The organism is Hyphomonas atlantica corrig., from assembly GCF_000682715.1.
Classification (GTDB): Bacteria; Pseudomonadota; Alphaproteobacteria; order Caulobacterales; family Hyphomonadaceae; genus Hyphomonas; species Hyphomonas atlantica.
This window is the reverse complement of sequence record NZ_AWFH01000034.1, coordinates 26452-39845: the sequence shown is the minus strand read 5'-3', so window position 1 is coordinate 39845 and position 13394 is coordinate 26452. Positions and strand designations below refer to the sequence as shown.

The 13394-nt window shown below is 58.7% G+C and carries 12 protein-coding genes; 4 read left to right on the top strand and 8 right to left on the bottom strand.

From position 1 onward, the window contains the following. Positions 1 to 2: 2 nt before the first annotated feature. The 3 genes from HY36_RS11605 (at position 3) to HY36_RS11595 (ending at position 1311) form a co-directional block, all read left to right on the top strand. Positions 3 to 374 (top strand): tRNA-binding protein, encoded by a 372-nt coding sequence (locus HY36_RS11605; protein WP_035552903.1) that lies wholly within the window; start codon positions 3 to 5, stop codon positions 372 to 374. After that, on the top strand, positions 371 to 850 hold the full coding sequence (locus HY36_RS11600) for a PaaI family thioesterase (RefSeq protein ID WP_035552900.1): 480 nt from the start codon (positions 371 to 373) through the stop codon (positions 848 to 850). The genes HY36_RS11605 and HY36_RS11600 overlap by 4 nt, the downstream gene beginning before the upstream one ends. A gap of 71 nt (positions 851 to 921) precedes the next feature. Beyond that, positions 922 to 1311: a hypothetical protein gene (locus HY36_RS11595; RefSeq protein WP_035552897.1), complete on the top strand. Its 390-nt coding sequence runs from the start codon at positions 922 to 924 to the stop codon at positions 1309 to 1311. 52 nt (positions 1312 to 1363) lie between these two features. Here the strand turns inward: HY36_RS11595 and queA are convergent, their stop codons facing one another. The 6 genes from queA to ssb form a co-directional block, all read right to left on the bottom strand. Then, positions 1364 to 2419 (bottom strand): tRNA preQ1(34) S-adenosylmethionine ribosyltransferase-isomerase QueA, encoded by a 1056-nt coding sequence (gene queA / locus HY36_RS11590; RefSeq protein WP_035552895.1) that lies wholly within the window; start codon positions 2417 to 2419, stop codon positions 1364 to 1366. A gap of 23 nt (positions 2420 to 2442) precedes the next feature. After that, positions 2443 to 3345 (bottom strand): peptidylprolyl isomerase, encoded by a 903-nt coding sequence (locus tag HY36_RS11585; RefSeq protein ID WP_051602747.1) that lies wholly within the window; start codon positions 3343 to 3345, stop codon positions 2443 to 2445. Next, positions 3342 to 3839 carry a pantetheine-phosphate adenylyltransferase gene (coaD, locus tag HY36_RS11580; RefSeq protein WP_035552893.1) on the bottom strand — a complete coding sequence of 166 codons (498 nt, stop codon included), beginning with the start codon at positions 3837 to 3839 and terminating at the stop codon, positions 3342 to 3344. The genes HY36_RS11585 and coaD overlap by 4 nt, the downstream gene beginning before the upstream one ends. A gap of 44 nt (positions 3840 to 3883) precedes the next feature. After that, positions 3884 to 6676, bottom strand: a complete 2793-nt coding sequence (gyrA, locus tag HY36_RS11575) for a DNA gyrase subunit A (RefSeq protein ID WP_035552891.1) — start codon at positions 6674 to 6676, stop codon at positions 3884 to 3886. A 138-nt stretch (positions 6677 to 6814) separates the two neighbouring features. After that, on the bottom strand, positions 6815 to 7669 hold the full coding sequence (blaOXA, locus tag HY36_RS11570; protein WP_051602746.1) for an OXA-1090 family carbapenem-hydrolyzing class D beta-lactamase: 855 nt from the start codon (positions 7667 to 7669) through the stop codon (positions 6815 to 6817). Between the two features lies 1 nt (position 7670). After that, positions 7671 to 8153, bottom strand: a complete 483-nt coding sequence (gene ssb, locus HY36_RS11565; protein ID WP_035552888.1) for a single-stranded DNA-binding protein — start codon at positions 8151 to 8153, stop codon at positions 7671 to 7673. A gap of 243 nt (positions 8154 to 8396) precedes the next feature. Between ssb and uvrA the strand changes: the two genes are divergently transcribed. Then, positions 8397 to 11471, top strand: coding sequence for an excinuclease ABC subunit UvrA (uvrA, locus tag HY36_RS11560; RefSeq protein WP_035552885.1), 3075 nt, complete (start codon positions 8397 to 8399; stop codon positions 11469 to 11471). 13 nt (positions 11472 to 11484) lie between these two features. Here the strand turns inward: uvrA and HY36_RS11555 are convergent, their stop codons facing one another. Further along, the gene (locus HY36_RS11555; RefSeq protein WP_035552883.1) at positions 11485 to 12420 is read right to left on the bottom strand and encodes a hypothetical protein; all 936 of its coding nucleotides are present in this window, start codon (positions 12418 to 12420) and stop codon (positions 11485 to 11487) included. A gap of 15 nt (positions 12421 to 12435) precedes the next feature. Beyond that, on the bottom strand, positions 12436 to 13386 hold the full coding sequence (locus HY36_RS11550; protein WP_155841889.1) for a hypothetical protein: 951 nt from the start codon (positions 13384 to 13386) through the stop codon (positions 12436 to 12438). Positions 13387 to 13394 lie beyond the last annotated feature (8 nt).

Below are 13394 nucleotides of genomic sequence, written 5' to 3'. Positions count from 1 at the left end.
CCATGCATTTGACAGATTCCCCGGACTCGGCCCCCGCCGAAGAGACCAGCTTTGACACTTTCCGACAGGTGGACATCCGTATCGGCACAATCGTCGAAGCTGCCCCGCTCGAAGGCGCACGCAAACCCTCTATTCGCCTTCTGATCGATTTTGGCCCCGGCGTCGGAACAAGGAAATCATCTGCACAGATCACGGATCACTACGTGCCGGAGGACCTGATCGGCAAGCAGGTCGCTGGTGTGGTGAACTTCCCGCCTCGCCAGATTGGTAAATTCATGTCCGAAGTCCTCACCCTCGGCTTCCCGGATGAGAAAGACAGGATTGTCCTCTTCTCACCCGACCACACAGTCCCCAATGGAGCTCGGCTCGCATGACCGAACGTACCCTCTCACCCCAGGCTCGCACCTTTCTCAGCAATCTGCAGGACGGATCCTGGCAGCCCCCCATTGGCCTCAAGAATCTCGGCATTCGGCCAGACCTTTGGCTGAAGGAATTCGACTATGGCTATACGCGGTACGAGTGGCCAAACACCGGCGATCGCGACATCAGCGAAAACCGCGCCTTTGGCGGTTGGGTTGCCGGGTTTTCAGACCATATCGTCTCGATCACGATGGCCAGCGCTCTGGAAGAGGGCGAGTGGTTCACGACCATGGAATTGCAGACCCGTATCCTGCGTCCAGTCAGTCACGGCCTGATCACCATTGAAGGTCGCCTCGTCAGCCGCGGTCGAACAACCGGCCTCGTCGAAGCTGACTGGAAAGACGACAAAGGCCGTCTGCTTGCTCGCATCACCGCGGCCAAAGCAATCCGCACGCGGGATGAACTCGGACAGCCCGCACTACCGAAATAAGGCCATTTCAGGACAACAGGAACCACGCCTTCAGCGAGCCGTTTTGCTGGCTAGCTGAAAGGAGTTGATCCATGTTGAACTCGGTCAAATGTATCGCCGCTACTGCGGCGTTTGGTCTCGCGACGGCGCTTGCAACTGCTCCCGCATACGCCCAGCTCGGCTTGGGTGTAGATGCCGATGTTGACCTTGGTGTGGGCGTCCGCACGGCGGATCCGCATCCTCGTCACCGGCATGAAACCTATGTCTATAATGGCTACGAATCCGGCCATTGGCACACCCGCCATGAAGTACGGCGTACCCACCGCTGGTACGCGGATTATAACGGATATGATTGCTACGAATCATTCCAGTACACGTGGGAAGATGGCGAGCGCGTCCGCCACGACACCATGTTCTGCTACAAAGAGAATGGAAAACGGTTCGAGCCGAAAGGTGTGCGTGCAACCGTTCGAATTCGCTAATTCTTGATTATTCGAGTAGTGAGGCCTCCATGCTTCAAGCATGGGGGCTTTTCTATGGCAGCAACAAACACGCATCACCGTAGGAGTAAAACCTGTATTCGGTTTCGATAGCGTGGGCGTAAGCGGCCTGCATCACATCAGTTCCCATAAGCGCGCAGACCAACATGAACAGGCTCGATCCAGGCAAATGGAAGTTTGTTACAAGAGCATCGGTCGCGCGCACAGCATCGCCCGGCTTCAGGAAAATGTCAGTTGGCCCCGTGGCGGCGCGCAGCATGCCGTCTGCATTCGCACAGCTTTCCAGTGTGCGCATGGCAGTCGTACCGACCGGCACAACGCGCCGTCCACCAGAGCGCGCCGCGTTCAGACGCTCAGCAACTTCCGGCGTCAGGCGTCGCCACTCCTCATGCAACCGGTTGGCTTCCAACTGCGCCGCCTCTAACGGCTTGAACGTACCAAGCCCCACATGCAAGCGCACCGTCTCTCGCGCGATCCCGGCCGTATCGATCTCTTCGAGCAGCCGGGGGGTAAAATGCAGTCCGGCCGTGGGCGCCGCAACTGAAGCGGCATCATCCCCTGCAAACTCCGTCTGGTAGGTTTGCCGGTCTTTAGCGTCTGCAGGGCGACGACGCGCGATGTAGGGAGGCAGAGGCATGGCCCCGTGCGCATCCAGCGCAGCCGTCAGCTCATCGCCGCTGAGCGAAAAGAGCAGCCCGATCTCGCCGCCTTCGTGGCGGCCGGTAATCTCTGCGGAAAATCCTTCAGCAAAAACAATACGGTCGCCCTCTTTCAAGCGGCGCCCCGGCCGGGCAAGCGCGCGCCATGAGCGGGCGTCAATGCGCTCAGTCAAATTCACGTCGCAGGCAACATCCTGCCCCGTCTCGTCCCTTGCCGGACGAACCCCCTTCAACGCGGCAGGCAAAACCCGCGTATCATTGAACACCATGACATCCCCGGGCGACAAAAACCGCGGAAGGTCCCGGATATGGGCATCTTCCAGCCTGCCATCTCCGTGCACGACCAGAAGGCGCGCAGAATCCTGCGGCTCAACCGGACGCAAGGCGATCCGCTCTTCCGGCAAGTCAAACTGGAATTGTGAAAGGTCCATCGGCCCCAGCCTCGGTAGTTGCCCTAATTGGCCACAACCGTCGGAACAGCCGGCAGGTCACAAACATGTGGACGGCCCGGCTCGGTAATCTGGCTGGCGAACAGGTCGCTGTCGGTGCGCATCACCCACGCCTGTGGTCGCTCGGACTCTGGCAGATCCGCCGCCACTGCGGTGGATTCCAGTGTGTCCGGGTCTTTTGCAACCACGCCATCGGTTCCGTCCGGACCTTTCTTGATCGACATGACCACATCCTGACCATCAATCACGCGGCCCCAGGCCGTGTATTCCTTATCCAGATGTTCCGCATAGCCGCGCATCAGGAAGAATTGGGAGTTGCCGGAATTCTCATCATTTCCAAGGCGCGCGGTCGACACAACGCCGGGGCAATGCGGAATCCAGCTCTGAATGGTCTCGTTGCCAAGATCCTGCGCAAGCCAGAGTGGCCGGGTCGCGACCGGAAACCCGTTGATAAAGCCGCCATCGGCATCGTCCCGGTTTCCGATTGGATAATCGAGCGGCATCTCGGCCGGGTTTCGACGGAAGGTGAACTCAGCCTCAATGTTCGGCAGGCCAGAGCCCACGCCATTGATCGCGCGGATGTCACCGCCCTGGGCCATGAACCCCTCGATCACGCGATGAAACTTCGTGCCGTTATAGTCACCAGACCGGACGATTGCCGCGAACTGTTCGTAATGCTTTGGCGCAACTTCCGGAAAAGCCTCGATAAGGATGCGCCCCTTGTTCGTATTGAAGATGAACAGGCGCTCCGGGTCCACGGCGCGCCAATTCTCAGGCTCTGCCTTCGCCTGCTCCACCGTATAGGCCGCGACGGCAGTGTCGTCCGCTGGCGCTGCGCTGTCTGTAGTCTCTGCCGTTGCTGTCAGGGCGAGGGCGGAAGCGGCGAGCGCAAAAGCGGCAAACTTCATTTTTGGTACTTCTCCAAAAGTGCCCGTTTTACGTCGGGCGTTACAAATGGCGTGATGTCTCCGTCCAAGGCCGCGATTTCCTTCACGAGCCGGGAGGCGACCGCCTGATGCTTAACATCGGCCATCAGAAACACGGTTTCAATGTCGGGATTCAGTTGCTCGTTCATCGCCGTCATCTGGAATTCGTATTCGAAATCCTGAACCGCTCGCAGGCCCCGCACAATGATGTGCGCTTCACAGGCCTCAGCGAACTTCATGAGCAAGCCATGCATCGGCATAACCTTGATTTCAGCCAGTCCAGGCCCGTTCAGCTTCTCACACTCGGAACGCACCATATCGACGCGTTCCTGCAGGCTGAACAACGGCTTCTTCGCCTCATTGACCGCCACCCCGATGATCAGCGTGTCCACCAGTTTCCGGGCCCGACCGATAATGTCGATATGGCCATTGGTGGGTGGATCGAAGGTTCCTGGGTATAGTCCGACGCGATGCACTAGCTGTCCTCCCGCTTGAGCGGCTCGTGTTTCTGGCGCGGGATCTATTCTCCCGCTGCTTCTTCGGGACCATCCATAGCGGTTTCAGCGTCTTCCACAAGCCGTGCGACAGAAACCACCCGTTCACCCTCAGCCGTGCGCAGAACCCAGACACCACCTGTGGAGCGGCCCGCAATGCGGATCTGGTCCACTGGCGTGCGGATCAGCTGGCCGGCATCGGTGACGAGCATGACTTGATCACCATCATCCACCGTGAAGGATTGGGCCACTTTCTTGACCGGCCCCTGCTTCTTGTCGCGGCCCCAGATATTCTGGGCGACAAGGCCTTTACCGCCGCGTCCGGTGACGCGGTAGTCATAGGCGGAAGATCGCTTGCCCATGCCATCATCGGCAATGGTCAGGATGAACTCTTCGGCGGCACCCAGTTCAGCAATACGCTCGGCACTCAGCGCGGCCTCTGCCACGGCCTCGTCATCATCGTCAGAGACTTCTTCTTCCTCACCTGTAGCCGCGCGGCGCATGGCGGCGGCGTGCTTGAGATAAGCCCGCGCCTCTTCAGACGTAACGTCGATGTGCCGCAGAATGCCCATCGAGATGACCTCATCGCCATCCGCCAGGCGAATGCCGCGAACACCAGTTGAGTTACGGCCCGCAAACACACGCACATCCGGTACCGCGAAGCGGATACACTGGCCGAGCGCTGTGGTCAGAAGGATATCATCCTTCTCGGAGCATATCTTCACCGACACAATGCCATCGCCCTCATCGAGCTTCATGGCGATTTTTCCGTTCCGGTTTACGCGCACGAAATCCGGCAACTTGTTGCGGCGGACGGTGCCTGAACGCGTCGCAAACATGACGTCGAGCTCGTTACGGGACTCATCATCCTCCGGCAACGGCATCACGCTCTCTATGCGCTCATCAGCGGCCAGCGGGAAGATATTCACCAGCGCCTTGCCGCGAGAGTTCGGCCCGCCCATTGGCAGGCGCCAGACCTTCTCCTTGTAGACCATGCCAGCCGACGAGAAGAACAGAACCTCGGTATGTGTCGTGGCAGAGAACACTTTCACGACGAAATCCTCGTCCTTCATGTTCATGCCGGAACGGCCCTTGCCGCCGCGATGCTGGGTTCGGTAGGTCGAGAGCGGGGTGCGCTTGACGTAGCCACCATGCGTCACGGTCACGACCATGTCTTCGACCTCGATCAGGTCTTCGTCTTCCATGTCGACGCCACCGAAGGCAAATTCGGAGCGGCGCGGTACAGCGAACTTCTCTTTCACTTCGGAAAGCTCGCCCTTGATGATGTCCATCACGCGTTGACGCGAGCGCAGGATATCCAGGAAGTCCTCGATCTTTTCGGACAGTCCCTTGGCTTCGTTGCCGATCTCATCGCGACCGAGGCCGGTGAGGCGGGAGAGCTGCAACGCCAGGATCGCACGGGCCTGTTCGTCGGACAGAAAGATCGTATCGCCGTCACCCTTGCGAGTCCGGCGGTCTGCGATCAGGTCAAGCAACGGCCCCATATCCATGATCGGCCAAGCTTTCTCAAGCAAGGCTTCCCGGGCAGAATTCGGATCAGGCGAGTAGCGGATGATGCGGATCACTTCGTCGATATTCGCCACAGCCATGGCAAGGCCGACAAGAACGTGCGCACGGTCGCGCGCCTTGTTCAGTTCAAATTTGGTGCGACGAACGACGACTTCCTGACGGAACGTGACAAAGCAATCGAGCACTTTGCGCAAATTCATCAGCTCTGGCCGGCCACCATTCAGCGCCAGCATGTTCACACCAAAGCTCGTCTGCATCTGGCTGAAGCGGTAAAGCTGGTTCAGCACGACTTCGGCGCTGGCATCCTTTTTCAGCTCGACAACAACGCGAATGCCGTTCCGGTCGGATTCATCGCGAAGATCGGCAATGCCTTCGATCCGCTTCTCGCGCACGAGTTCAGCGATCTTGGTGATCATCGCCGCCTTGTTCACTTGATACGGGATCTCGGTCACGATGATGGCCTGACGGCCATTCTTCGCTTCCTCAATATCCGTCTTGGCGCGCATGATGACGCTGCCGCGTCCGGTGGTCAGCGCCTTACGGCTGCCGGACATGCCCATGATCAGACCACCGGTCGGGAAATCTGGTCCCGGCACGATCTCCAGCAACGCATCTTCATCCAGCGTCGGGTCGTCGATCACGGCGAGCGTGGCGTCGATCACTTCGCCCAGATTGTGCGGCGGGATATTGGTCGCCATACCAACCGCGATGCCGCCGGCGCCGTTGACCAGAAGGTTCGGGAACTGCGCAGGCAGAACGACCGGTTCCTGCTGGGACCCGTCATAATTGTCCTGGAAATCAACCGTGTCCTTGTCGATGTCGGCGAGCAGGTAAGTCGCCTCCTTCGTCATACGGCTTTCAGTGTAACGCATGGCGGCCGGCGGATCATTGTCGATTGAGCCGAAATTGCCCTGACCATCAACCAACGTAACGCCCATGGAGAAGGGCTGCGCCATACGTACAAGCGCATCGTAGATCGCGGAGTCACCGTGCGGGTGGTAGTTACCCATCACGGCACCAACGATGTTGGCGGATTTCTTGTAGGGCTTGCTCGGCGTGTTTCCGCCCACATCCATAGCGTAGAGGATACGGCGGTGAACCGGCTTCAGGCCGTCGCGCACATCAGGCAACGCACGGCTGACAATGACGCTCATCGCATAGTCGAGATAAGAGCTTTTCAGCTCGGATTCGATGGAAATCGGCTCGATGCCGTCTGGCAGGGGCGCGCTGCCCTCACCGCCATTTTCGGGCGTTTCCGGCTCGTCCGGAGGAGTCGTTTCGTCGCTCATGGAGAATTCGTCCTGGCTGGGGTGAAACCGGCGGGAATCACCTGTTCCGATACAGCGACGACTCTAGCATCCCGTCGCTCTTGAAACAAATGCGACAGGGTCAAAATAGCAGTAATTACGGGCGAAAACGCCCTATTCCTAGGGGTCAGCAGGGGCTTCCAGCGCCCCGATCGCAATCAGCGCTTCATGCACGGCTGCGCGGCGCTTCTGCAGGGGCGGATTGTCGCCGCGCATATTCATGTTCAGCGCAAAGGCATAAGTTCCCGGCGCCTCACCGGCTGTCTGCTCCAGCCAACCGACATACCAGCCAATATCCGTCTCACCCTTCACACTCGTCCAGCCGGTTTTGCCATACAGCGTCCAGCCTTCACCGGATTTCTCCAACATGATCGGCAAAGCCTGAGTATAAGTCTCTGCGGATAGTGGCAGGGTTCGCGCGGCCAGCTTTGCCAGAAATCCGATCTGTTCGTGCGCCGAAATCTCCAGAGGGCCTTTCAGCCAATAGGTTTGGATATCGTCGGCGTCGCCGGTATTTGCATTGCCAAAATCAAATTTGGCGAGCCAGTCGCCCAGTGTCGCGCTGCCTATACGCGGCGTGATCGTCTGGTAAATCCACACTGTGGAACGCCGAAAGGCTGTCGCGAAATCCTGGCTCTCATTCCAGCCCGGCACAAACCGGACTTCGCCATCCCACTCAAACAATTCATCAGGCCCACTGACAGCGCCGGTCTCCAGCGCAATCAGCGTGTGCGGAATCTTGGATGTCGATGCCGCGACGAACCGCTCAGCGGGCCGGTCGCCGCTGCTGGTCCAAACCCTCTCGTCTTCCAGCCGATAGATCACCAGCGCCGCGACATCGGGCGACAGCGCCTGGTTTTCGAGAATGTGATCCAGATTGCCCGTCGCCGAAACGACAGGAGACTGGCAAGCGCTCAACACGACGGCAAAAGCCGCCAGCAGCAAATACGCAGGATGCCAGCCTGCCTTCGCCATTCTAGAACGGGATCTCGTCGTCCAGATCCTGGCTGAAGCTCTCCTGCGGGCCGCTCATCTGGCGCGCGCCGCCGCTCTGGCCTTGATAGCCGCCGAAATCATTGCCGGCAGACCGGCCGCCGCCGCTGTCATTGCGGCCATCCAGCATGGTCAGGGTAGAGTTGAAGCCGCGCAGCACGACTTCCGTCGTGTAGCGGTCCTGGCCATCCTTGTCCTGCCATTTGCGGGTCTCGAGCTGGCCTTCAATATAGAGTTTCGAGCCCTTCTTGATGTAATTCTGCACAACGCGAACAAGGCCTTCGCTAAAGACAGAAATGCGGTGCCACTCGGTCTTTTCCTTGCGCTCGCCCGTATTGCGATCTTTCCAGGTTTCAGATGTGGCCAGCGAAAAACTGGCGACCTGGCCGCCATTCTGGAACTGGCGGACCTCCGGGTCCTGTCCGACATTGCCGACAAGAATGACCTTGTTCACTGATCCTGCCATGGTTCCAACTCCGCTCCGATCTGTTTCGCTTTCGATTCGAATCTGCTTTTACTCTTCCCAAGGCGGCCTGTCGCCCGTGACGGTGAGATTTCCCCCGCCTTTGGCATGAAAATGCAGCGACCGCTGTATGTTCACATTTTGTTCTTGTCGTCAAGCTGGACTCAAGGCACACATAGGACCTAGCAACTATTAAGCCTGTTTCGCGTTCGAAACAGACACTGTCCCAGCCAGAGAGCTCCTGAAATGGCCGAGTCCCCCTTCATCCGCGTGCGCGGCGCCAAGGAACACAATCTGAAAAATGTCGACGTGGACATCCCACGCGGCGAGCTTGTCGTGATGACCGGCCTGTCCGGCTCGGGCAAATCCTCGCTGGCGTTCGACACGATCTATGCCGAGGGCCAGCGCCGCTATGTTGAGAGCCTGTCGGCCTATGCGCGCCAGTTCCTGGAATTGATGCAGAAGCCCGACGTCGAGAGTATTGAAGGCCTTTCGCCCGCCATCTCCATCGAGCAGAAAACAACCAGCCGCAACCCGCGCTCCACCGTTGGCACGGTGACAGAGATTTACGACTATATGCGCCTGCTCTGGGCGCGCGTCGGCGTTCCGTATTCGCCCGCGACCGGCCTGCCCATCGAAAGCCAGACCGTCAGCCAGATGGTCGACCGCACGATGGACTTGCCGGAAGGCACGCGATTGTACCTGCTCGCGCCCATCGTCCGTGGCCGGAAAGGGGAGTATCGCAAGGAATTCGCTGAACTCCTGAAGAATGGCTATCAGCGGGTAAAAGTGGATGGCGAATTCCACGAACTTGAAAACCCACCCAAATTGGACAAGAAATTCAAGCATGACATCGACGTTGTGGTCGACCGTATCGTCGTGCGCGAAGGCATGGAGCAGCGCCTCGCAGAGAGTTTTGAAACTGCCATCGGTCTCGCCAATGGTATTGCCATCGGTGAATATGCCGATCTGGAAGAGGGCGAGACCGAACCGAAGCGCATTACCTACAGCGCCAATTTTGCCTGCCCGGTGTCCGGATTCACCATCCCGGAAATCGAACCGCGCCTGTTCTCTTTCAACAATCCCTTTGGCGCCTGCCCGACCTGTGACGGCCTTGGCGAACAGCTGAAAGTGGATGTCGGCCTGGTTGTTCCGGACAAGGATCTTGACCTGCTGAATGGCGCCATCGCACCATGGGCAAAATCAACCTCTCCCTACCAGACGCAGACGCTGCAGGCCCTGTCGGCGCACTACCGGTTTGACCTCAAGAAGCCCTGGAACAAGCTGTCGGAAGACATCCACCAGATGATCCTGTTCGGAACAGGCGAGGAAGAGGTCAACTTCGTCTATGATGATGGCATGCGCCGCTATGAGGTGAAGAAGACGTTCGAGGGCGTCATTCCGAACCTTGAACGCCGCTATCGCGAAACCGACAGCCAATGGGTGCGCGACGAGATCGCGAAATTCCAGGCAGCTGCACCCTGCCCGGCTTGTGGCGGCAAACGCCTGAAGCCCGAAGCGCTGGCGGTAAAGATCAACAGTCTCGACATTTCTGACACGTCGGTCTTTTCCATCAAACAGGCACATGAATGGTTCGCATCTGTCCACAAGACGCTGACCAAGCAACAGAATGAAATTGCCGGGCGCATCCTGAAAGAGATCAATGACCGGCTCGACTTCCTCAATGATGTCGGCCTCGAATACCTGACGCTCAGCCGCGCTTCGGGCACGCTGTCCGGCGGTGAAAGCCAGCGCATCCGCCTCGCCAGCCAGATTGGCTCCGGCCTGACCGGCGTGCTCTATGTTCTGGATGAGCCGAGCATTGGCCTGCATCAGCGCGACAATGATCGCCTGCTGGAAACACTGAAACGCCTGCGTGATCTTGGAAACTCCGTGATCGTTGTGGAGCATGATGAGGACGCCATTCTCACCGCTGACCATGTCATCGACATGGGCCCAGCGGCGGGTGTGCATGGCGGGCAGATCATTGCTCAGGGTACGCCGGATGAAGTCATGGCAGACGAGAAGAGTCTGACGGCTGATTATCTGAACGGCACAAAGGAAATCCCGATCCCGACGCGCCGCCCGGTCGAAAAGGCAAAGCGCAAGGTTACGCTGAAAGGAGCAACCGGGAACAATCTGAAGAATGTCACCGCCACTATCCCACTTGGCAGCTTCACCTGCATCACCGGCGTATCCGGCGGCGGCAAGTCGACGCTCATCATCGAAACACTCTACAAGGCGCTGGCCCGCAAGCTGAATGGCGCCTCCAGCCCACCCCAGCCCTATGAAAGCCTTGACGGGTTGCAACACCTGGACAAGGTCATCGACATTGACCAGAGCCCGATCGGCCGCACACCGCGTTCGAACCCGGCCACCTATACCGGCGCCTTCGGCCCGATCCGTGATTGGTTCGCGGGCCTGCCGGAAGCCAAGGCGCGTGGTTATGCACCCGGACGATTCAGCTTCAACGTAAAGGGCGGTCGCTGCGAAGCGTGCCAGGGCGACGGCGTCATCAAGATCGAGATGCACTTCCTGCCGGACGTGTATGTCACGTGCGAAACCTGCAAAGGCAAACGCTATAATCGCGAGACGCTGGAAGTCTTGTTCAAGGGCAAGTCCATCGCCGACGTGCTGGACATGACAGTCGAAGACGCCGCCAAATTCTTCTCTGCCGTGCCTGCCATTGCGACAAAGCTCGAAACGCTCAACCAGGTTGGGCTCGGCTATGTGAAGGTTGGCCAGCAGGCCACCACGCTATCAGGCGGTGAGGCTCAGCGCGTGAAACTCGCCAAGGAATTATCCAAACGCGCGACAGGCAAGACGCTCTACATCCTCGACGAACCGACGACGGGCCTGCATTTCGAGGACGTACGCAAGCTGCTGGAAGTCCTGCACTCGCTCGTCGACACGGGCAACACGGTTGTCGTCATTGAGCACAATCTGGATGTGGTGAAGACCGCTGACTGGGTGCTGGACCTTGGTCCGGAAGGTGGTGATGGCGGCGGTGAACTCGTCGCCTCGGGCACGCCAGAAGACATTGCCGCTTGCGAGCGCAGCTGGACCGGCAAACATTTGGCCGAGACATTCCGTCGTCAGGATGAACGTCGCGCCGCCCGCAACAAACGCTTGCGTGCCTCTGAAGCGCCTACGGCAAAGTCGAAAGCAAAGCCTGCTGCAAAGCCAAAGAAGGCGACGACCAAAACGCCTGCCAAGGCAAAGGCAGCGGCAAAACCAAGGGCCAAAACGACTGCCAAGCCAGCCGCGAAAGCAAAGAGCCCGGCCAAGCGGAAACCGCGTACGCCGAGCCCTGCCAAGTAAGTTTACGCCGCCTCTAGGCGAACGTGTCGTCCATCGCGTTTGGATCTGCCCAATTCGGATCGGTCTTCGCAGCTAGTGCTGCGGGGCCGCCGAAGACATGCATCATGCCGCCTGCGAATGCCAAGTAGACCAGACCGAAGATGATCGCCGGAATGATAAACGCCGGTGAGGCGAACGCCGCCAACACAACCGCTGGATCATCCGAACCGCTCTGGAAGGCAGGCATCAGCGCCAGCATCGCCATTACCGCAAAAACCAAATACAGCGCCATGATGATTGCCATCATGATGAGCGCGAGAACAAGCCAGCTGCCGATCAGTGTCCAGACTTTGCCCTTTGTGACACGCCAGGCGCTGCCGAAACGGATCTTGCGATCGCGGATCGTCATCGCGCCCGCAGGAGAGAAGCGCACCACGATCCAGATCGCCGCCACAAAATACGCGATGAACAGAACGAAAGTCAGAAGCCCCGCTATGATCGCGCCGTCACTGCCCAGGACCGCGCCAATCGTAATCGGCACAATCATCAGCAGGAACATGACGATGTAGAGCGCGATTATCAGGCCCAGCCAGAACAGGCCTACCACCAATAGCCGCCCCTCGTCGCCACCGAACTTCAAGCCAAATCCTTCGGCACGCATATAGCGCCGTTGACTGGCCGCTTCGAACAGAACCCACATCAGGATGCCGAACACGAACGAGACGAGGTATCCAAGAAGTACCCGCCCCATGTTTTCCAGCATGACCTGGTCCATCACGTCTGGGTCTTCCATCACAATGGGATTGAACGCCGCCGCATAGATTGGGGCCATCAGATAGAGGCTCAGCCCCTGAACAATGATGGCGAAAAGGGCATAGGTCAGTGCGAACTTCCACAGAAAGCCTTTCGGCCCGCCAGTTTTCTGAAAATGCCCCACGGCATTTCCAAACGAGAATTCCAATCGGTTCATCAGCTTGCCCTCCCGCTAATTGAATACGTCTGCCTGCAATGCGTCGTCGACACCCCCGCGTGGGTCGTGCCGCGCGGCCAGCGCTGCTGGCCCGCCTGCCACGTGCATCAATAGGCCAGACAGGAAGAGGCGGATCAGGAAGTAAACCGCCAACACGACCAGAACGCCTCCGCTCATGAAAGCGCGCAGAAAATCCTCGCCCGTCTCGGCATCACCCAACGCAGGCGTCAGCACGCCGATCAGGCCAAACTCGAGTATTTGCTCTGCGATGCTGACCACGATGCCGCCCACAATCGTGATAATCACATAGGCTCCAAGGATTGGCCAAAACCGTCCACGCGACACGTTCCACGCATCAAGGAACCGGAACTCACGGTCCTTGATGGTCAGCGCAAAACATGGTGCCAGGCGGGTCGCGAAAAAGATGTAGACAAGAAAGAGCAAGAACCAGACGCCCAGCGCGCCAAAGATCGGGCCGATGATGCTTCTCGCAATCTCGTCTTCCGATGCACCGGAATCGATCAGATCAAAAATGCCCATGATTGATCCAAAGATCATGAAAAGGGGCAACAGGGTAAAGACGGCTTGCAACACGGCCCAGCAGAAACCGACGCCCATCATGCGTAATTCATCGCCGCCAAAACCGAGCGAAAAGCCCTCATCCCGAATATAGCGACGCTGCGATGCCGATTCGAATACTGCCCAGATGACCCAACTGCCCAGCATGGCGAACACGCCCCAGCCGATGAGCGGCTCGAACGCGCCCAGAACCAGAGAGATCAAGACCCGCGGGTCGTCATCGTCAAATCCAGCCTGATCCAGCGCCTCGAATGCGGAAATCACTTCCCTCGCATCTCCGCTGGCGAGCAGCATGATGAGCAACAAGAACGCAGTGAACACGCCTGCGAACGCCGCCGAAAAGATCCACGGAAAGCTCCGCACATGCGGCGCGCGGAACGCGAACATAAGCGCCC